The 20,263-nt window shown below is 57.6% G+C and carries 17 protein-coding genes and 2 pseudogenes; 9 read left to right on the top strand and 10 right to left on the bottom strand.

All coding sequences use genetic code 11. From position 1 onward, the window contains the following. Positions 1–218 precede the first annotated feature (218 nt). Both SJQ66_RS04560 and SJQ66_RS04555 read right to left on the bottom strand, forming a co-directional pair. The gene (locus tag SJQ66_RS04560; protein WP_320533711.1) at positions 219–1,529 is read right to left on the bottom strand and encodes an MFS transporter; all 1,311 of its coding nucleotides are present in this window, start codon (positions 1,527–1,529) and stop codon (positions 219–221) included. A gap of 39 nt (positions 1,530–1,568) precedes the next feature. After that, positions 1,569–2,753, bottom strand: a complete 1,185-nt coding sequence (locus SJQ66_RS04555) for a M20 aminoacylase family protein (protein ID WP_024904333.1) — start codon at positions 2,751–2,753, stop codon at positions 1,569–1,571. A gap of 118 nt (positions 2,754–2,871) precedes the next feature. Between SJQ66_RS04555 and SJQ66_RS04550 the strand changes: the two genes are divergently transcribed. Next, positions 2,872–3,816, top strand: coding sequence for a LysR family transcriptional regulator (locus SJQ66_RS04550; RefSeq protein ID WP_024904332.1), 945 nt, complete (start codon positions 2,872–2,874; stop codon positions 3,814–3,816). 204 nt (positions 3,817–4,020) lie between these two features. Here the strand turns inward: SJQ66_RS04550 and SJQ66_RS04545 are convergent. Both SJQ66_RS04545 and SJQ66_RS04540 read right to left on the bottom strand, forming a co-directional pair. After that, positions 4,021–4,664, bottom strand: a pseudogene (locus SJQ66_RS04545) (IS6 family transposase). Positions 4,665–4,767: 103 nt separating this feature from the next. After that, positions 4,768–5,526 carry a FadR/GntR family transcriptional regulator gene (locus SJQ66_RS04540; RefSeq protein WP_024906216.1) on the bottom strand — a complete coding sequence of 253 codons (759 nt, stop codon included), beginning with the start codon at positions 5,524–5,526 and terminating at the stop codon, positions 4,768–4,770. A 256-nt stretch (positions 5,527–5,782) separates the two neighbouring features. On the opposite strand from SJQ66_RS04540, the gene lhpI reads away from it, so the two are divergent. The 6 genes and pseudogenes from lhpI to SJQ66_RS04510 form a co-directional block, all read left to right on the top strand. Then, positions 5,783–6,706, top strand: a complete 924-nt coding sequence (gene lhpI / locus SJQ66_RS04535; protein WP_024906217.1) for a bifunctional Delta(1)-pyrroline-2-carboxylate/Delta(1)-piperideine-2-carboxylate reductase — start codon at positions 5,783–5,785, stop codon at positions 6,704–6,706. A gap of 55 nt (positions 6,707–6,761) precedes the next feature. Next, positions 6,762–7,655 (top strand): transporter substrate-binding domain-containing protein, encoded by an 894-nt coding sequence (locus tag SJQ66_RS04530; RefSeq protein WP_024906218.1) that lies wholly within the window; start codon positions 6,762–6,764, stop codon positions 7,653–7,655. 45 nt (positions 7,656–7,700) lie between these two features. Beyond that, positions 7,701–8,399, top strand: a complete 699-nt coding sequence (locus tag SJQ66_RS04525) for an amino acid ABC transporter permease (protein WP_024906219.1) — start codon at positions 7,701–7,703, stop codon at positions 8,397–8,399. Between the two features lie 4 nt (positions 8,400–8,403). Then, positions 8,404–9,123: an amino acid ABC transporter permease gene (locus SJQ66_RS04520; protein WP_024906220.1), complete on the top strand. Its 720-nt coding sequence runs from the start codon at positions 8,404–8,406 to the stop codon at positions 9,121–9,123. Between the two features lie 22 nt (positions 9,124–9,145). Next, the gene (locus SJQ66_RS04515; protein ID WP_320533710.1) at positions 9,146–10,282 is read left to right on the top strand and encodes a mandelate racemase/muconate lactonizing enzyme family protein; all 1,137 of its coding nucleotides are present in this window, start codon (positions 9,146–9,148) and stop codon (positions 10,280–10,282) included. A gap of 232 nt (positions 10,283–10,514) precedes the next feature. Continuing rightward, positions 10,515–10,814 (top strand): annotated as a pseudogene (locus SJQ66_RS04510) (helix-turn-helix domain-containing protein); the annotation flags it as partial. 81 nt (positions 10,815–10,895) lie between these two features. On the opposite strand, the gene SJQ66_RS04505 reads toward SJQ66_RS04510, so the two are convergent. The 5 genes from SJQ66_RS04505 to SJQ66_RS04485 all read right to left on the bottom strand — a co-directional run bounded on the left by SJQ66_RS04505 (position 10,896) and on the right by SJQ66_RS04485 (position 16,668). Continuing rightward, on the bottom strand, positions 10,896–11,339 hold the full coding sequence (locus SJQ66_RS04505; RefSeq protein ID WP_320533708.1) for a hypothetical protein: 444 nt from the start codon (positions 11,337–11,339) through the stop codon (positions 10,896–10,898). Between the two features lie 459 nt (positions 11,340–11,798). After that, on the bottom strand, positions 11,799–14,885 hold the full coding sequence (locus tag SJQ66_RS04500) for a Tn3 family transposase (RefSeq protein WP_320533707.1): 3,087 nt from the start codon (positions 14,883–14,885) through the stop codon (positions 11,799–11,801). A 13-nt stretch (positions 14,886–14,898) separates the two neighbouring features. Further along, positions 14,899–15,540: a DUF6904 family protein gene (locus SJQ66_RS04495; protein ID WP_320533706.1), complete on the bottom strand. Its 642-nt coding sequence runs from the start codon at positions 15,538–15,540 to the stop codon at positions 14,899–14,901. Between the two features lie 17 nt (positions 15,541–15,557). Beyond that, positions 15,558–16,454 (bottom strand): J domain-containing protein, encoded by an 897-nt coding sequence (locus SJQ66_RS04490; protein ID WP_320533705.1) that lies wholly within the window; start codon positions 16,452–16,454, stop codon positions 15,558–15,560. Beyond that, a complete protein-coding gene (locus tag SJQ66_RS04485; protein ID WP_320533704.1) occupies positions 16,426–16,668 on the bottom strand; it encodes a hypothetical protein in 243 nt (80 codons plus the stop codon). The genes SJQ66_RS04490 and SJQ66_RS04485 overlap by 29 nt, the downstream gene beginning before the upstream one ends. A gap of 225 nt (positions 16,669–16,893) precedes the next feature. Between SJQ66_RS04485 and SJQ66_RS04480 the strand changes: the two genes are divergently transcribed. Further along, entirely contained in the window at positions 16,894–18,573 is a 1,680-nt protein-coding gene (locus SJQ66_RS04480) for a site-specific integrase (RefSeq protein WP_320533703.1), read from the top strand. 58 nt (positions 18,574–18,631) lie between these two features. On the opposite strand, the gene SJQ66_RS04475 is transcribed toward SJQ66_RS04480, so the two are convergent. Then, on the bottom strand, positions 18,632–19,069 hold the full coding sequence (locus tag SJQ66_RS04475) for a dihydrodipicolinate synthase family protein (protein WP_320533702.1): 438 nt from the start codon (positions 19,067–19,069) through the stop codon (positions 18,632–18,634). Positions 19,070–19,265: 196 nt separating this feature from the next. Here SJQ66_RS04475 and SJQ66_RS04470 point away from each other — a divergent pair, with 196 nt between their 5' ends. Beyond that, entirely contained in the window at positions 19,266–20,204 is a 939-nt protein-coding gene (locus tag SJQ66_RS04470) for a LysR family transcriptional regulator (RefSeq protein ID WP_320533701.1), read from the top strand. Positions 20,205–20,263 lie beyond the last annotated feature (59 nt).

The raw sequence follows: 20,263 nt of genomic DNA, 5'->3' as shown, positions 1-20,263 counted from the left end.
TGGAATGCGCGGTAGCGTGCGAAACGCGAGGCCATGCATCGATCGATGCTACCCGATGCGCTACTGCTGGATCTATGCACTATGCGCAGGGATCCAGATGTCAGTGATAGCAGCACCGCGCGTATCGCAATCGCATCGATCACGAATGGCATTTCCGGCGTCAGATAGACGCCGGTAGGCTATCGATGAGGTCTGCCCGGGCGTTGGTTTCCTCAAGCTTAGTCGAGTGCTTTTTGCCCCGTTTCCTCAAGCATCGATACAGCGATCAAGGAAATTATTACACAAACAATCATGTACCAGGCCGGTGCCATGGTGTTTCCCGTCACTCGAATCAACCAGGCGACCATCAATTGCGCCGTCCCACCGAACACCGAAACGGCGACTGCGTAAGCACTGGCGAGGTATCCCGCGCGAACATGCTTAGGAAAATTCTCAGGCATCAAGGCGTAGGCCGGGGCAGAACCCATCGTATAAAAGAACATCAGCAATACGATCAGTGCCGTCACCACCCCAGCAGAAGGGAAGTGGTTCATCAACCAGAATGCAGGGTAGAGCAGGAGGATCAACACGATTCGACCTAGCATCGTCAGCGGCTTGCGCGCATTCATCCTGTCCGACAGCGCGCCCCAGAGCGGACACATCAGAAGCGATACCAGCGGTGCGGCCGTGGCCACAAGTGTGCTGATCTTCCTGGGCAAATGCAGGTATTGGATTGCGTACGTTGGGATGTAATACATCATCACGTAGGTTGCCACCGTCATGCCCATGATCGCGAAGACGGTCAGGACCCATTTTTTCACCAATGCCTGCTCACGCGCCAAACGCGCGCGCGATGCTGGGGCCACTGGCTCCTCGACGATATGGCGGCGCAGATAGATGCCAACCGGCATGATGAGTGTACCCAGCAGGAAAGGAACGCGCCAACCCCACGCCAGCAGCGCATCGTTGCTTAACTGATAAGTGAGGATCGCGGCAAGTCCGGAACCCATCAAGGCAGCAGCACCTTGACTTGCGAGTTGCCAACTGGCCCGAAACCCCCGGCTGCTGGCCGCGCCGGTCTCCAATAGCGTCGCCGTCGCGGCACCGAATTCACCGCCCTGCGCAAAACCTTGCAGCAATCTCGCGCAGACGATGGTGACCGGTGCCGCCAGACCAACACTCGCGTAAGTCGGCGTGAGGCCGATAATGGCGGAGCCTAGTCCCATCAATAAAATGGTCAGGGTGAGGGCGGCGCGACGGCCTCGTCGATCGGCGTAACTTCCGAGCACAAAGCCGCCAACCGGACGTGCCACGAATCCAATAGCAAAGGCTGACAGTGACAACAAGGTTGAAACCACCGCGTCCGTTGTTGGGAAAAACAATTTTCCGATCAACAGTGCGAAGTAACTGTAAACGGTGAAATCAAAGAACTCGAGCAGGTTTCCCGCGACGGCAGCCGCTACGATGCGACGCTGCGAAGTCGTGGTTGAGCGAGGCGCGTGATGAGCAGACGCGGCATCGGGGTGATGATTATCTGATAGGGTTTTCATGGGGAAATTCAATGCATGGCCGATCGGGGCGGGGTGGACTCAATTCGCCAAAAAGCGTTCCACGAGTCGCGTCCAATAGGCAGCGCCGATTGTCAGGTTTTCGTCGTTAAAATCGTAGGCGGCGTTGTGCAGCATGGGCGCGTTTGCGCCATTTCCCAGTCGCAAAAAACATCCGGGCTTCTTTTGCAGGTAGTACGCGAAATCTTCACTTCCCGCGATGGCGCCAAAATGGTCATTTACACGGTCCGCGCCTACAAGCTCGCATGCCACCTGTGCGGCAAGTTTGGTTTCCGCGGCGCTGTTGACCACCACCGGATAGCCCATGACGTACTCCATTTCCATCCGCGCGCCGTAGCCCTGTACATGATGCTCGGCGAGTGCCCGGATGCGTTGCTCCAGCAATTTCCGCACGTCGGGGTCGAACGAGCGGATACTCAGTTCAAGGGTAGCGCTCTCCGGAATCACATTGGCGGTATGGCCCGCTTGAAACACGCCGACGGTAACCACCGCTGTGTGCATGGGATCAACATTGCGTGCCACCACGGTTTGCAGGGCCATGACCAGACTGCTACCGATGACTACGGGATCGAGAGAGAGCTGGGGCCGTGCGGCGTGACCGCCTCGTCCATGAATCGTGATCTTCGCCTTGTCGCTCGCCGCCATGAAAGCGCCTTCGCGAAACATGAACGTTCCCGCGGGATATCCGGGGTGATTGTGAAGGCCAAAAATCGCCTCACAGGGAAAGCGCTCGAACAAGCCATCGGCGATCATCCTCTCCGCGCCACTGTCCGCACCGATCTCCTCGGCTGGCTGAAAGACCAGATGTACCGTGCCGTTAAAGCGGCGCGTGCGAGCAAGGTGTCGCGCGGCGCCCAGCACCATCGTCGTGTGACCGTCATGACCGCAGGCGTGCATCAAGCCCGCGTGCTTGCTGGCGTAGGGAAGGCCGGTTTCCTCCGCGATCGGCAACGCATCCATGTCAGCACGCACCATCACGGCCCTATGCCCCTCGCCGGCACGCAGCGAGGCAACCATGCCGGTGCCGCCGAGCCCGCGGCTTACCGTATAGCCCCATGTTTCGAGCAGTCCCGCGACCTTATCCGACGTGCGGAACTCGCCGTAGGCCAGTTCAGGATGTGCGTGTAGATCGCGCCGGATTTCGCACAACTCGCCATGTAGATCGATCGTCTCGGAAAGATCGCAAAATTGCCCTTCGGTAACCATGAACACGCTCCAAACACTCAAAATAACGGGTCGAGTATCCCATCGCAAAAAACAGCCAAAAATGACTTATCGAGGCCCATAATGTTGCCTTGATAGGCAACATTATGGGAGCGGAGTCATGTCCGATTGGCCAAGCGATACACGTGTCGAAAAACTCAGCACGCGCGGCATGCATTACCTGCACACGATCGAACGCCACGGTGGTATCCGTGCGGCCGCTGATGCGCTGGGAATCAATCCCTCCGCCATTAGCCGTAAAATTGCACAGATGGAAACCGCTTTTGATGTCGTCCTATTGCAACGGCGCGGCCGTGGCGTGGTCGTTAGCGACGTCGGTATGAGTGTGATCGAGTATTTTCGTGACCGCCAACGCCGCGAAAACGGTATTGTCATGCAACTTGAGGCCTACCGGGGGCTGCGACAAGGACGAGTCACGATCGCCGTTGGCGAGGGTTTCGTGGAAAATCTGTTGGCCGGCGCGCTGTCCCGCTTCAGTGGGGAGTATCCGGATATTGTCGTCGACTTGCGTGCTGGTGCAACCGCGCAAGTATTGGCGATGGTCCGCGATGACGTGGCGGATCTGGGTTTATGCGCGGGAGCAAGCCGCGAACCGGCAATTCGTGCTCGCGCGTTCAAGGGCGCACCGATCTGCGCCTTGGTGAGTCCTGACCATGACCTGGCCAAACAGGAAGTGCCGCTTCGCGTGGCTGATCTGGCTGCTCATCGCTTGATCTTCATGCCGGAACACTTTGCGATTCAGCAGTATGTTGATGCGATGGCCAGGGCAGAGGGAATGACCTTGTCCGCCGCCGTACGATGTGATCTCTTTTCCGCCGCGCAAGCCATTGCGGCAGCTGGCCTGGGCGTGGCCTTCATGTCACGACAAACGGCGCGCCTGTACGTTAATGCGGGGTTGCTGGTCGCATTAGACATTGATCACCCCATCGCACGAGATTTCTCGCGCCAACTCGTCCGGCGTGTAGGTCGGCGCGCCTCGCCTGCGGCGGCCTATCTCTGGCGACAACTGGGCGAGGCCTTACTGGGAGGAGCGGTAGGGATTTGAATGAAGTAGTCTGGTTGTTACCTTTGGATTTTTTATGCTTTAACCGACATCGCTTATCTCGCACCGGACCCTGTGCTTCTTAATGTCAGTGGCCGGATTAAACGTCAGTCAGTCGTGCTTCCACATCACCAACTCCGGCGCCAGCACCAGGCCAACATCGAACGTGTTGCGCAGGATTGCGAGACCGAGTTTGGTCAGATCGAACTAGCCCTTGCGAATGCGATACATCAATTCGATGCCCGAGATCGTTGCCGCGGCATCTCTGAACCGTTTGAAGCCGAGTATCACGTGCGTTCTGGGCTTGATGTTTCGTTGGTCCTGCTCAACCATATTGTTCAGACACGTCGAGCATCGCACCTTCGTGTCTTCGGGCAGCAGGCCATCGGCCTTCATCTCCCGCAACGCGCGGTGCGAGGCAGCGTAACCATCGAGCGTGTAGTCTCTGGTGGCTAGCCCTGGTGCATGATCGCCTTGCGAAAAAAGGCTTTGGCTGCAGCCACGGCGCTTTTGGCCCTGAGTAAGAAGTTCACTGTATGGCCATCTCGATCAACCGCCTGGTACAGGTAGACCCATCTGCCGCGAATCCTCATATCGGTCTCATCGACCCGCCACGAGCGACCCGAAGGGATCACGAATCGGTTCCAGCGTTTAACGAACTCCGGGGTAAAGCGCTTCACCCAGCGCATGATCGTGGTGTGAGCCAGCGATAAACCGCGCTCAGCCATCATTTCCACCAGATCGCGCAGGCTGAGCTTGTAGCGAAGGTACCAGCGCAAGCACAGCACGATGATTTTTCGATCAAAATGTCGACCATCAAATAGCCCCGGCTGGTCTTTGCGCTTGCTCATCAGCATTCACCCGATTGTTGGGCTCGATACTTTAACCGACTCGCACCGCCTATTTGCACCAGAGCCATTTATCGATAGATAGACATGACGGCGATTTTAGATATTATTTCGGTGCGATATCGCGGCGCACACGATGAATGTGCTGCTCCACGTAGAACGCTGCGGCATCCGCGTCGCCAACGACGATGGCCTCATAGATCAAGCGGTGTTCGGCGACATAAAGGCGAATGCGATTGGGGTCGTAAATGCCATCGTCCTTGATACGCTTCCATAAGGGTTGATCCATCGTCCGCGCAATTTCTTCGGCAATTTTCACGAGTAGCGCATCGCCGGTCATTGCAGAAAGTTGTCTATGAAATAGCCGATCACTGTTATTCCACAGCGCTCGCTGTGCCGGGTCGTTGATATCGGTGACCGTTTCCATCTGATCGAGGTAACGTTCCGCTTGATTGTCGCGTTGGGCTCCCGCCGCAGCACGGCGTGCGATGGCGGGCTCCAGAATCAAACGTACATCCAATGTTGCGCTTGGGCTGAAGTCGGAGGGTGCCTGTTCGACGTTACTCGCGGCATCGCTTAGGCTGCGGTTCGCGGCGTTTGCCAGCACTTCCGCCGCCATCGGCGCAACGTAAGTGCCTGAATTCGGCTTGGTGAGCACAAGACCTTCATTTTGCAAGGCACCGATGGCTTCTCGGACGGCCGGTCGCCCCACGCCGAAGCGCGCGGCTAATTCACGCTCCGATGGCAATCGCGTATCTGCGCTGAAGTGACCCGAGCGTATCCCTTCACGGATTTTCTCGGAGACTTGTTCATAGATCTGCAGCGGCCGAAACTCTCCCTCGAATGCCAGTCTCGTGGCTGTCATCGCTTAACCTCAACGGAAAATTGGTTTTTAATATACCACACAAGAAATCTAGCAACGCTTTGAAAGTGTCAGAAAAGCATAGGTAACGCGGTATTTTGGTACATTCTGAGTCCAGCTTCGCTGAGGACGAATTTATTCTGGTTTATTTTGCGCCAATATTGGTATAGATTCGCACAAAATAGGGCGACCTGAAAACGGCTAGCCATTTGCCGCAGCTCGACTTCCCCTTTTCCGTTATCGTCACGATTTTGCTTATATGACCACTCAGACCTTTGACGCGACCGGCACGGCGGCCTTACTCGATTACGTCGAACTGGTCGCTGCCTTACGCGTAGCGATCACGCAATATGCGGGCGCGGAGATCGTCAGCCCGGAGCGACTGGTCGTACCGTTACAGGCGGGTGGCGTGATGTTGTCTATGCCGTCGAGTGCAGCCGACATGGCGATTCACAAGCTAGTGAATGTGTGTCCCCAAAACGGCACGAAGGCACTACCGACCATCCATGGGCAAGTGATTGCTTGCGACGCAGTGACGGGGGAAATGCTGTTTGTGTTGGATGGCCCGACCGTGACAGGGCGGCGTACTGCCGCGGTCACGATGTTAGGGATTCAGACCTTCTATAAGTCGATCCCGAATAATGTGTTGATCGTCGGCACAGGCACGCAGGCGGTACACCATGTACACGCACTGGCAGCCGCATTCCCGCAGACACGGATTTACATCAAGGGCCGGTCACAGGATAGTGCGCGGCATTTTGTGCGCAAACACGTTGTGGACGTTCCGGAACTCCGCGCACTTGAGAGCGATGTTATTCCGGACGAAATGGACGTGGTAGTGACGGTTACAACCAGCAAGTCGCCGGTCTACACAAGCCCGGCACGCGTCGGCCGTCTTGTAATAGGCGTAGGGGCGTTCACGCCGGATGCCGCGGAGTTAGGGCAGTGTACGGTGGACTCCAGCTACGTAGTGGTAGACGATCCATTGGGCGCGCGTCACGAGGCGGGCGATTTGATTCAGGCCGGCATCGATTGGACGACGGTTGCCTCTATGGCGCAGGCGCTGGATGGAACACTCGACATCACTGCTCCGGTCTTGCTGAAGACAGTAGGGTGCGCCGCCTGGGATCTGGCTGCCTGCCGCGTCGCAAAGAAAACCATCACGGCGCGGATTGGTCAATAAGCGCTTGTCCAACGCAGTACATCAAACGGCGAAAGTTGTCCTCGGGGAGAATGCAATGCAAGTCGTAAGCGACGGGTTGAAAAAAACGGTCAAGCGCCTGTGCAAAAACGGTTACAAAGGAAACTCCAAACACGCGTTGAACGTGGCTGCATCGGCGCTCGTTCTGGGGTTTGCCTGCAATGCCAGCGTGGCACACGCCGATGAATTATCCGATGTCAAAGCCAGCGGCGTGATGCGTTGCGGCGTGTTGGGTGCTTTCGAGCCCTTCGGTTTCGTTGGCGCAGATCGCCAGTTGCAGGGGTATGACGTGGATATGTGTCAGGCCGTTGCGAAACGACTGGGTGTCAAAGCCGAGGTCAAGCCAGTGACGATCGAAGCACGCATTCCCGAACTGCAAGCCGGTCGCGCCGATATCATGGCGGCTGGACTGGGGTATTCACCGGCACGTGCGCAGCAAGTCGATTTCTCCGACGGCTATTACGTCAGCGAACATAAATTGACTGTGCGCGCCGATCGAGGCTACACCTCATTGGCTTCCCTGTCGGGCAAACGCATCAGTTTCACTAAAGGGGGCATCACGGAAGGCTTCGTGAAGCATGCCGTACCGGGTGCGGTGTTGGTGGGCTTTGAAGATACACCGACTGCCTTCGCTGCCATGGTGCAGGGCAAGGCCGATGCCTTCAGCGTTTCCGAGGTAGTGGCAAGTCGACTGGTTAGCAAGTTGGGTGCGCAAGCGGACAATTATAAGATAATCGATACCCCCGTCGGCGAAGAAACATGGGGCTTCGGCGTTCGCAAAAACGAGGGCACGATGCTCAAGGCGGTGAACGATGCATTGGTCGACATCGAGACATCCGGCGAAGCGCAAAAAATCTTCGACAAATGGATGGGACCGAGCACGATTTATAAAATGAAGCGCTCCTTCAAGATCGAGCCGATCAAGGGCTGATGGCAACCCACGTAGTCACCGCATAGCCGGGTCGAATAAAACACCATGGGTTCGCTCTCAAGCCATCTGTCGATTCTGACGCCCGATAATATCCGTTTGTTGGCGACGGGTCTGCTCGGGACGATCCTGCTGTCCCTCGGCAGTTGGCTGCTTGCTTTTCTGTTTGGCATTGCGCTTGCGACGATCCGGATGAGTAAGATCCGGATCGTCGCGTTCCTGGTCGTCTGCTTTATCGAATATCAGCGGAATGTGCCCCCTTTGGTGCATATCTTCCTTTGGTACTTCGGCGTATCCAATGTGATGCCCCAATCCATTCAAGATTGGGCAAATGCCAATCACAGCGAATATTTTTTCACCGCTATCGCAATTGGACTTTACTACAGCGCCTATCTTGCCGAAGACATCCGCAGTGGTCTCCGAGGTGTTTCGCTGGGGCAACGTCAGGCAGCAAAAGCGCTGGGACTTAGTTACCTTGGCACGATGCGCTACGTCATCCTGCCGCAGGCAATGAGGAAGGCATTGCCGCCTTTGATCAGCGGGAGTGTTTTACTGGTCAAAACGTCGAGTCTTGCCATGATTGTGGGCGCCATCGAATTGACGTACGCGACAAAAGAAATTGCCAGCAATACCTTTCAGACGCTGGATATTTATGGCGTTAGCACGGTCCTTTATGTCGTTCTTGCGCTGACTCTGATGGGCGTTGGGGCTTGGCTGTCGCGGCGTTTCAGTATTGTTTCGAGGTAGGCAGATGCTGGAGATCATTCGCGACAACTGGCTGTTGATGTTGATAGGCACCTATCCCAATGGTCCTTTGGGCGGCATTGCTGCCACGCTTATTCTTTCGATAGTCGGCATTGGCCTGGCCTTTCCCCTCAGTGTGCTTATCGCACTCGCGCAGTTGAGCGCGATAGGATGGATCCGTCGGCCGGCGACATTGCTGCGCTACCTTGTCCGAAGCATCCCGCTGGTGATGCTGATTTTCAGTATTTATTTCCTATTGCCAATCGTGATCGGGCGCCCGCTGAGTGGCTTTACCGCTATGGTCTGCACATTGGTGATATTCGAAGCCATGTATCTAGCGGAAGTGGTCCGGGCGGGCATCGAAGCCTTGCCGAATGGGCAGGTGCAGGCAGCCGCAGCCTTGGGCTTGAACTACGTCGACCGGATGCGTTACGTCATCCTGCCGCAGGCGCTATACAATATGCTGCCTAGCATGGTCGGGGTATTCGTCACCACTATCAAGGACACGTCTCTCGGTTATGTGATCGGCGTGCAAGAACTGACGTATGCTGCAAATCAAGTTAATAACAGTCTATTGACACAGCCGTTCCAGGTGTTCTTTTTGCTTTCGCTGGGTTATTTTGCGATATGTTTCTCGCTCACACGTTTCGCTAGTTATCTTGAAAAGCGCATTCATCGCAAACGCACCGCAGCACAATCGCATCTGTCGGTAAGCACCGTAGCGTGATGCACGGCACCCAAGCAGCGCGATGAAAATTGCCAAAGTCACGGTATTAGCGTTTTCTCGCCAGCTCGATGGCAGGGCGTGGAATCCTGTTTTTCGCTGGCATGAACGGCGTGCTCCATTATTGCTGATAGAAATGGCATCCGGTGAGGTGGGCGTGGGAGAGGGCTGGTCCCAATACACCAATTGCGAAGCCGTCTTGGCGCTTCTGGCAGAGCAGGTGGCACCGCGGTTGATCGGACGTTGCATCGAGTCACCAAGAGATGCAGCCGCTGCACTAATGCAGGAAATCTCATCGGATATGCCGTGGGCAGTCTCGGCTGCCGTCAGCGCTGTTGATATCGCGCTTTGGGACGCTGTTGCAAAAGGGCAACGCTTACCATTATGGCGCTATCTGGGCGGTGTTTCCGAGAGCGCCCCGGTCTATGCGAGCGGCGGTTTATATCGCGATACGTATTCCCTCGACGATCTGCGCACGGAGTTTCGCGCGTATCGAAATGCGGGATTTACCGCTTATAAAATGAAGATCGCAGGTCTGACGCTGCAGGAGGATCTCGCACGGGTAAGCGCGGTCCGGGAGACGATAGGCGACAGTGCGACGCTCTGGGTTGATGCGGTGAACCAGTTAAGCGATGGCTCTGTAGAGACGTGGACCAAGGCACTTGCCGCGTTCAAGCCTGCCGCCATTCAAGCACCGGTCGGGACCGACGATGTTCAAACCATGTCGCGTATCAATGAGACGATGTTGCCGGTGATCGGCAACGAGGGAGAGTTTCGTTTCAGCGCGTTTGAGGGTTTGGTTAACACAAAGGCTGTGGGTTACCTCCAGTATTGTCTGCCGTTATGTGGCGGTTTCAGCGGCGGCATCTCACTGGACGACCTCGCATTGCGTGCGCAGCTCAGATCTACGCCACAGTGTTTTTCCACTGCGATTGCACAAGCCGCGACCTTGCACTTTGCCGCGGCCCGGCAGAACGTGATTTCTGCAGAGTTTCACTGTTACCACGATCATTTGCAGTTTCTGTACCGAGATGGCTGTGCAGAGATCCGCATCGGCTATGCCAGTGCAGGTCACGGAGCCGGCCTGGGGGTGGCAATACCGCAATTGGGTGTGCAGCAGGACGGCAGCGTGATTACGCTTTATCGTGAAGTCGCCCGATAACATCGATCACGAAAGTGGAAACCGTCGCCTGAATCGACCGCGTCGCCCCAACTTTGTGTGATAGCTCGGAAATTCTCATATGTAGATATGTTATTTAACATAATATAAATTATCAACCAAACTGGTTGCTAGCGTTTAGTAGTAGTGTCGTACTTGCGATCATTAGAAACGTCGCTCCACGTTGATCTTCGGCGCAAACTAAGCTCCCGCCAATCTGCATTGGGAGCGCGCCATGAGCCATTCTGGATCGATCACCATGAGCATGCGTGAACTGGGACGGATCAAGGTCATTCAGGCAGTTATCGATGGCGTGCTGATGCCATGGCGAGCTGCTGAGCAATTGGAACTCAGCGTGCGCCAGGTCGAGCGTTTGTGCGTGCGATATCGCCTCGAAGGTCCGGCGGGTTTAGTCTCGCGCAAACGTGCTCGTCCGAGCAACCATCAATTGGCTCCTGGCGTGGCGCAGCGCGCTCTTGCGTTGATCGCCAAACGCTATCCTGACTTCGGTCCAACCTTTGCCTGCGAGAAGCTGGCTAAAAGTGCCCAACGCCCATAAATGGAAAATCCCCCTGTACCTCCTGCCAGACAAGGCTTTCGGGAGGACGTATCGGGTTTACGGGCGCTGAACCTGGGTGCGAAGGTTTTCGATCCGCAGCGCCATGGGCTCAAAGATGGCGCGCATCGTTTCCCGGGAGACTTCCGGGACATCGGCCTGCAGCAACAGGGCAGGCAATTGCGCAAGCAAGGTGGTCCACTGCTGCCAGGTGTGCTCCAGCAGTTCGGCCTTCACCCAGAGATCGCGCTGCGGACGGGCATCGAGAATCGTCTGGAACTCGCGCTCGAGCGTCGCGCCGTCCGAGAGAAGGCGCAGGACGGTGGGCTTGATGGAATCAGGCAGCTCCTGTCCGGACTTTGTCCTGCCGGCATCCTTGAGCCATGCCTGCTCGAAGAGCTCGCCATAGCGGTACAGGCCTGGGTACGTCTGGCACAGCGACACGAGCAGTTCGTTGGAGGTGGTGTTCCAGAGCCGTTGCAGCTCGGGCGTATAGGCAGCCATATGCGCAAGCAGGCTGCGCCGCGGATGCCGTTTGCTTCAAGTTGACGCACGCGCTGGTCGATCGCGGCGGCGATCCGGTGCTCGTCGGCAAATCTTCGCTCCTTGCCGGGCACCTGAATCTGCCCCGTTGCAATACCTGAGGCAACCGTTTCAACGATTTTCGCATAGCGATAGAAGCCGGCAAACTCACGCGCCAGAAGATTGATGGCGGCGTTTTCCAGCTCCGTCATCAGGCGATGGAAGTCAGGCATATGGTCGACCATTGCCGCCATGATCTCCGCTTCGTCCAGCCCTGCGGCCTGGAAACGTTGCATCTGCGCGTCGATGCGCTCAGCGAGCTCCCGCTGTTGCGGTGTAATCGATGCAGCAGCCTCGTTTGCCCGGCGTTTTGCCTCACCCATGCGATTCTCCGTGATCGGTCCGCCGGACTTCCCGTGGGGCGAATGCTGCGCATGGCAGCTATACGTCCGGCCGTGTCTGCCCCGGCCGGGCAATCCTGCTCCACCACGCTGGATCGGCATAGAACGCGGCCAGCGCATCGATGTCGACGTTGGCACCGCCCGGCGTGAACTCGAATGCCCCGAACAGGTTGATGTGCTGCCAGGCGACGGGCGACATGCTGGCGATCAGCGCCATTGCGGCATCGTCGCTCGCGGCGCGCTTCTGCTCGTACACCCGCGAAAGCAATGCCGTGTTGTAGTGAATGATCGCATTGGCAATCAACCGCGAGCATTCATTCCAGATCTGCTGTTCAGCCTCTGTCTGCACGCGAAACCTGCCAGCGTTGACGAAGGCAATCGCACGGCGCAGGCGGTGATAGGCTTCGCCGCGGTTCAGGGCTTTCTGCACACTCTGGCGCAACCCGACATCATCGATGAATTCCAGAATGTAGAGCGTGCGGCACAGATTGTCGAGTTCCCACAGCGCCTTCTTTGTCTGGTTCTGGCGGGCATAATTGCTGAGCTTGCGTACGATGGTTGCCTGCGTCACATTCTTCTGCGCGAGCGAGGCCATGATGCGCTGGATGTTGGGCCACTCGCGGATAATCAGTTCGTCGTCGGACCTGCGCGACGGCCGGATCAGCCAGTCTTCATTGTAATGACCCGGCGGGTGACGGGCGACCAGGCGATCGATCTTTTTGTGCAGATTGCGATAGCGCGGCGCGAACTGGTAGCCGAACGTGAACAGCGTGAAGAAATTGACCTGATTCGTGCCATGCGTGTCGGTCGAGTGGCGATCGGGCTGGATGTCGGACGTGTTGTTGTAGAGCAGGTCGAATACGTAATGGGATTCGTGCTCGTGTGTGCCGATGATGGTCGCATTGGCCGGTACATGATTGGCGACCAGCGTGCTGGCGCTCACGCCCTTGTCCAGACCGAAGTACTTTGGCGAGTATCGGGCGTTGAACGTGTCGATCTGCGTTTCGAAACGCTGTCCATCGCTGCTCGAATGAATCTCGTCGCGGATGTCGAACAGCCGGAACGCCGGCAGGCTGGCCGTGGCGTTGCTGATCGCATCGTTGGCCCCATGCAGGGTTTCCGGGCGCAGGTAGTTCCTGGCGGCGGTGAGCAGGCTCGCGTAGCTCAGGCCCGAGACTTCGGCCATCCGGCGCAGCCCCATGTTCGTGCCCATGGCGACCACGCAGGCGAGTATTTCACGTGGATCGGCATCCTGGCGTGCGTTACGTTCGAGCACATGAGTGAATGCCTTCAGGAAATCCGTACGGCCCGCGACGAACCACAACAGATTGGCGATGCTCACGCCTGGCAACTGGCCGTAAAACGATCCGTTGACCGTTTCGTCGATTTCAGGGTAGAGCAGCGTCCACCGGCGCACGCCCTTGCGCTGGCCGATGTTGATGTGCGTGTTCTCGCCGCTGTCGATACGCTCGTTGACGCGTTTGAAGCTGGCGTCGATTGCATCGTGGAACATCGTCAGGGTCTGTTCGATGGGCGCGAGCAGAACCGGCGCGCCGATGTCCCTGAGCAGCGCGTCCTTCTGTTCCCAACGGACATCGCTGATCAGATCGTCCTCGAACCGGCGATACTCCGTGCTGTCCTCGCCGTACACGTCACCCGCTTCAAGCGCATTGCGCAGGAGCCGATAGACGAGGAATTCATAACGGTCGACATCGAGCTGTTTCTTCCGGCCCGGCTCCGATGTATAAAGATAACGCTGCAGGTTCTTCGGGATCAGCGCCACGGGAAACGTGGCCGGTTTCACCTGCCGCAGCGAGCGGCCATTGCGCAGCAGATCATGCAGGAATGCGATGGCCTCTAGGAGCGGCGCATCCTCGATGCGACCGGAGAACTCAAGTTCACAGAACAGGTGCCGCAGGTTGCGCTTGATTTTCGCTGACAGCGTTGCGTAGTGCGCCCACTCGAAGCCGGCGCGATCAAAGGCGACGTTGCGCAGATAGCCCGACACCGGCTCGAACTGCTCGCGCTCGAGTAGCGCAAAGGCCTGCTTTCGAACTTTCGAGAACGGCGTGCTATCCGCAATCGTCTCGTCGACGAACAGGCCCAGCACCTTGCCCGCGGCCTGAAGGCGCGAACCCGCATCAGACTGCGCCTTGAGCATGGCCTCCTGGGCTGCAGCGCGAGCCCACTTCTCGTACTGGCGAACAAGATGGATGAATGCATCGATCAGGTTGTCGTTGATCTGCCGGAACCGGTGAAACGCAAAGCACAGCAGATAAAGTCTCGCGACCCGCGCCGGCATGCGTCCGAGCTTGTAGACGGTGTAGTACCGGACGAGCGACGCGTAATACCGGCCACTCTCGGTTGAGATGCCGGCGAGCTCGAGAAAGCTTCGGGCAAATTCGTGCAGGCAGGCGAAGGACTGTCGGCGGGCCACTTCCTCGCGCAGTTCACGCCAGCTGAAATCCCGCGGTTCGCGCTTCAGAAGCGTGATCCGGTAGGCGGATTCGTCGGCCTGCAGCAGCGCGTCAATCTGGTGTGCGATGTCTGGCGTGAGCGCCTCATCCAGCAGTGCAGTGATGCGCTGGCGCTCGCTGGTCACGACCCGACCGGTCATGTCCTGCAGGATGGCGTAGGCCGGGGCGACGATGTGTTGCTGGCTCAGGTACTGCAACATCTCGCGCAGGAGGTAGACAGGTTGCGTCGAGCGCATGGCGATACGCTGTGCGCGACGTTCAAGGTCCTCGCGCGCTACGCTGTCGCACAGGCGATATCCGGACAGATCGAGAATGGTGTCCCTCAGGGCTCGCCGTGTGGGACGGGACGGCAGACTGATAGTAGCCGGATCTACCTCGGGAAAGTGCCGCCGCACGACATAGTCCAGATCCTCCCGCACCGCCTCCAGGCTGTAATCGAAGAACTGCCGCTTCGCCCGGAAGTACCCAAGCTGCAGCGTCAGGTGAACGGCAACAGGTGTCGTGCGGGAGTGGACCGCACGCGACTCCGGTTCGTCGAGTTCAAAATACGTCTGACGCTCCTCGCCGGTAAAGCGCGGCACGCCATAGAGATCGTCGATCTCCTGCCGGGTGAGGATCGACAGACGGTGCGAGCGCTCCGGTGCATGCATGGGCGGTTTCTGGTTACCAGTTCGGGTCAGGCCATTCAACGCCTTCCCATCGCTTTAGTTCGCGAGGTGATATCGATTCCGGGGTGTGCCGTCCGTTCGCAGGCGTGGAATAACGGTCGTACATAAAGTCGAAGCTCAGCAGCAGCGAAGCCAGGCGACCCGCCCGCTCGGCCTTCGACCAGGAACAGAACATGGCGCCCCGGCTGTCGAGTTTTTCGAAGATGTCCGCAGTGGGATCGATTCGTAGCCAGTGATCGACCATCGCTTGCCCCTGCGCACCAAAGTCTTCCCGCAATGCCGCCTCGATGACCGCTTCCAGCGAGTAGGTGATGGCCTGATGCCGCCTGGAATGGTCAAGGTATCCGAGTGAGACCCGAAGCATCCGATGCTGCACGAGGAGAACGGGCCAGAGAATCTCCACACCGTAGCGCACGCCCATTTCCTCGTAGCCTTCGGGCGGTTGCAGGATTTCCCGCTGCTGCTCATAAACCTTGCGCACATCATACGCGAGGCCTAGAAATGGCCCTTCTTCCTGCGGGATCAAGGGAGAGCGTTCATTGACGTCATGGACGACCTCGTGCAGCTCGATGAGCGAATGGTAGTCGCCGACGAGCAAAATGCCGGCATGATTTTTCAGCAACTGATAGTCAAGCACAGGCGTCTCCTTCCACATCAAAACGGTGCAAATTCGAACTCTGGCCTGGCGCGTACGAGCTTGCAGCGTTTCAGGTTCCTGACATCTTCGAACGCTGCAAGGTCCTGCTCGAGAGTCCAGATGTTGTTCTGGAATTCCCCGATCTCGCTGGCAAGATCACGCAGGACCGTATCGGGTGATATCGGGCCGAACGGATCCATCCCATACGCATCCCGGAAGGCCGATTCGACGTGAAGGATTTCCTGATCGAGTTCGCGCACCTGACCCCGCAGGATCGTGTTGTAGTGCTTCAGCCGCTCCTCACTCAGGCCGTTGAGCGCGTGCTGGTCAATGTGCTCGAGTTCAAGCTGCAGTTCCAGTAACTGCAGCAGATTGTTTTTCTGGTAGACCTCGTTCACACGCTGCATCAGACAGGTCTTGCGCTCCCGCTCCTGAGGGTCGGTTTCACGATCAGGATGCAACGCGCTGGCCAGTTTGCGGTAAACCTCGCGCAGGGACAGGTTGACCTGCGCCTGCTGCTCCTGTGCCCGCGCCTCGGCGGCCTGCTGTCTGGATGATTTTTTCCGTTTCGCACGCCGGGTATCGCGTTGCACATTCTCGCTTTCCCATTGCGCCTGGGCCTGCTGGAGATGGACCTGCGCACGCTGCAGCAGATCTTCCGGGGAATTCAGGTCTTCATCGTCTCCCAGGTCAACGCCGAACATCGTCTCGATCATGCTCTTCATCCCGTCGACCTCAGCGGCCACCTGACTGTCGTAGCTCTCTGGACTGTATCTGTCGTGGATGATCTTCATCTGCCCTTCGTCGTCTTCGCCGCCTATCAGCTCGCCCGCCAGATCGACAATCACGAGCGCCACCTTGCGGCGTTCAGCCTGGGTCAACTGGTCATGGGCCTGGTCGAGACGGCGCGCCATCCGGTGCCTGCAACTGTGCCGACGTTTTATCGAGGGGCAGAATTTCATCGACATATTGCTTCTGGAAGACTGGCGTCACCGTTTCCCAGTCGCGCAGGCGCTTGCGTCGTTTGCCTATCTGCCCGATCAGTGAGTTGAATGTCTTCCGGGCTTTTGACAGTGCTGACGGAGTGTGGTCGTGCGCAATGCTGATGGACCGCGATGTGCTGGTCATGAGGAGATTTTCGCTGAAGACAATGGAAGGCAATCGCTGCGCACATTTTACCCGACGGCACAGCGTCTGAATCGGTCCGTCGGTCACATGGAGGTGAGCGCTCTCGAATGTCTATCGCTAAGGCTTATTAGCGATAGACTTCTGTTTTATACTAAAACTTCCGTTTTGCAAAACGCGTCTCACCTGGCTGGCACACCATCGCGCTGTCGTATCTATAATCGAAAGATGCCGAACATAGACCCATCCTTCACATTTCCCGATACCCCGTCGTTATCCGTGCTGCGCGCGTGGTACGCTGGCATGGGTTCGCGTGAGGCTGTCGAGCGCTATCAACCTGAAGCGCTCGGGGACGGTACGTCAGCACGCGGCGTAATCGGCCGCATTCGCCGGCAGATCGTCGAATTTGCCCTCAGTCGGCATCGCGAGGATGTGGCCAGACTCTTCCAGTGTCCCGCGGATGAACGTGAGTCTTATCGCAAGGCGGCCAGCCGGGCGCTTGATATACTGCCATCGCTGCAGATCCCACAACCTCAGGTCTCTGACCAGGTCGACGTCTGGCTACCGGCACGGGTTGTAGCAGTCCTGCATCGGCACGGTATCCATACGCTCGCCGATCTGACCGTACGCATCCCCCGCCGGCGGCGCTGGTGGCTTCCGGTGGCCGGACTCGGCGAGCGCAGCGCACGCTGTATCGAAGCATTCTTTGCGGCTCATCCCGCGCTCACCGAGCGGGCGCGCGCACTGGTTGCCGTTACATCCCCCGAGGGTGTGGTGCCGTGGGAAAACATCCTCGTACCACGCGAAGTCGATGGTTCGCGCGGCCTTTTTCGTGCGCCGAAATCCATGTGCGCGCTCGAGGCCGATAACGACTGGCAGGCCATCAACGCGTGGCTCGAACGGCACGAAGCCCGTGACACGCAGCGCGCCTACCGCCGCGAGGCAGAACGGCTGCTGTTGTGGGGCATTGTCGAACGCGGCAAGGCGTTATCGTCACTGACCAGCGAGGATGCGGCGGCCTGGCGTGCCTTCCTGCGCCACCCCGCGCCCCGCGCTCGCTGGGTTGCACCCGCGCGGCCACGATCGTCGCCCGAATGGCGGCCGTTTACGGGGGCACTGTCGTCGGATTCCATCGCCTATGCGCTGTCGGTGCTCGGCGCCATGTTCCGCTGGCTGATCGAGCAACGTTATGTGCTGGCCAATCCGTTCGCGGGTCTCAAGGTGCGTGGTGCGCGCCGCAAGGGCAAACTGGACAGATCCCGGGCCTTTACGACTGGCGAATGGGAGCTGGTACGCACGATCGCCGACGGGCTCGAGTGGTCGTATGGCTGGGCAGTGCCGGCTGCACAGCGCCTGCGATTTCTGCTCGACTTCGGTTACGCGACCGGCCTGCGGGCCGCCGAACTGGTTGGTGTGACACTCGGCGGCATCGAGCATGGCGCACGCGGTGAGCGCTGGCTTCACCTCACGGGTAAGGGAGCGAAACCCGGCAAGGTGGTCCTGCCGTCACTCGCAAGCTTCGCGCTGGACCAGTATCTGGCACAACGCGGTTTGCCCGTCACGCCGTCCCGATGGGCACCTGATACGCCGATACTGGGTCACCTCGGCGAGCCGTGCGGCATCACCACGCCGCGCCTGAGGCAGATGCTGCGCCGGTTCTTTAGCGACGCGGCCGATGCCATCGAAGCCGACCATCCACCTCTCGCAGACAAACTGCGACAGGCCACGCCGCACTGGATGAGACACTCGCACGCGACACACGCACTGGCCGGTGGGGCAACGCTCACGACCGTGCGCGATAACCTGCGGCACGCATCGATTTCCACGACCTCGGTCTATCTCGACGACGACGAGGTGCGGCGCACGCAACAGATCGAGCATGTCTTCACGCGACGCTCGCCCGCGTAACGACTCGCCCGCCCTCCCCAAAGCCTCATCTGACAAGGGTTACGGATGGATTTTCCATTTATGGGCGTTGGGCACTTTTAGCCTTATAGATACCTAGCGGCAGATCGGTCGCATCGGCCACTTCCAGGAAAAACGACTCACCGTCTGTTTCTGGGGCACAAATATAAGCCGGCGCGGCGAGGATCGCGCCATCTGCCCCGGCATCTTTCGCGAATTTGATATTGGCGATTGTCATATCGGTGTTGCCGCCCGTACACCCATAGAAGAAGGCCATTTTCCCGGTCTTCATCTTTGCCGTTTCGGCAATCAGTTGCTTACGCTCATCCGGCGTCAGCATGGATGCTTCGCCTGTCGAACCCATGAAAAGGATGGCTTTTGTACCGTTATCTTCTTGAAATTTTAGTAGCGTTCGAAACGCTTCGAAGTCAATCGATCCATCTCGATTGAAAGGGGTAATTAGTGCAACGAATGATCCTTCGATTTTCATCTTTGCCATTTTCCGTTCCTTTTTTTCGATTTACCAGGTGATGAGCCTCGCGCTCATCTTGATGTACTTGCCGAAAATGTCCACACGCGTTTCAAGAGAATCGCGAGAACCATTTACCTATATGTCGGTGATGAATCAAGTATTGACAGCGAAAATTATCCGAGCAAGCATGCTTTATTGAAACTCAATTACTTTTGGTAATCACATGAACCTCGCCGACCTTCGCTATTTCATCGCTGTCGCCGAAACGGGCTTGCTACACAGGGCGGCGTCGGAAGTGGGTATGAGTCAGCCGGCGCTTACCAAGGCGATACGCCGGCTTGAGGCACAGTTGCATGTTCCGCTGTTTGACCGTACTCCCAAAGGAATGCGTTTGACGCAATTCGGTACGGCTTTTCAAGAACACGCGCGCGGTCTGGTGGCGGGCTTTCAGCAGTCCCTGAATCAAATCGAAGAATTACACGCGGGACAACTTGCAAAAGTACGCGTGGGGGCGGCCCCTGCCGCCGAGCCGTTAGTGGGTCGGGCTTTTTTGGCACTCTTGAGAAAACGTGCTGCAATGCGCATGGAAATCAAGGTGCAATTGTCCGATGGATTGCTGCGCTCCTTGATCGATGGGGATATCGACATTGCCGTTTCTCCCCTTCCTAGTCAACTGCCAGACGAGATACGTGCTCGAATACTATTTGATGAACCAACATCCATTGTCTGCAGAAAAGGGCATCCTCTGTGTGCGGCAAGGGATGCGGTAACCCCGGTGGAAATAGCGGCTTGGACATGGATCCTGCCCTCGACGCACGTCTCGGCGCGTCAACGAATCGATGGCTATTTTAGGAAACACGCATTGGACGGACCCAATGTGCAAGTAGAAAGTACCTATGGATCACCGGTCGGCGTGTTCACGCTGATCGCGAATAGCGACATGATCGGGGTCTGCAGCGCCCAGCATCGGCCTATCGCGGAGCAATTGGGCCTCGCGGTCATACCGGCGCCTGATCTGCGATGGTCGCGCAAGATTGCTTGCCTCATTCGTAAAACAGGAAAACTATCACCGCTTACTCAGACTTTCATCGAGTACATTGAAGCGGAAGCCAAGGTCATGCGTAACAATATTGACGCGCGCGCCGGCGATAGCACCTGGTAGCGCCCGTCCCTTGGCGCCGGAACGTCATTCAACGCTTTTTCATCTATCAATGAACCGAT

The sequence above is a fragment of the Robbsia andropogonis genome (assembly GCF_034047095.1).
GTDB lineage: Bacteria > Pseudomonadota > Gammaproteobacteria > Burkholderiales > Burkholderiaceae > Robbsia > Robbsia andropogonis.
Note: the sequence above shows the minus strand (reverse complement) of the source record. Positions and strands in the feature narration are given on the sequence as shown.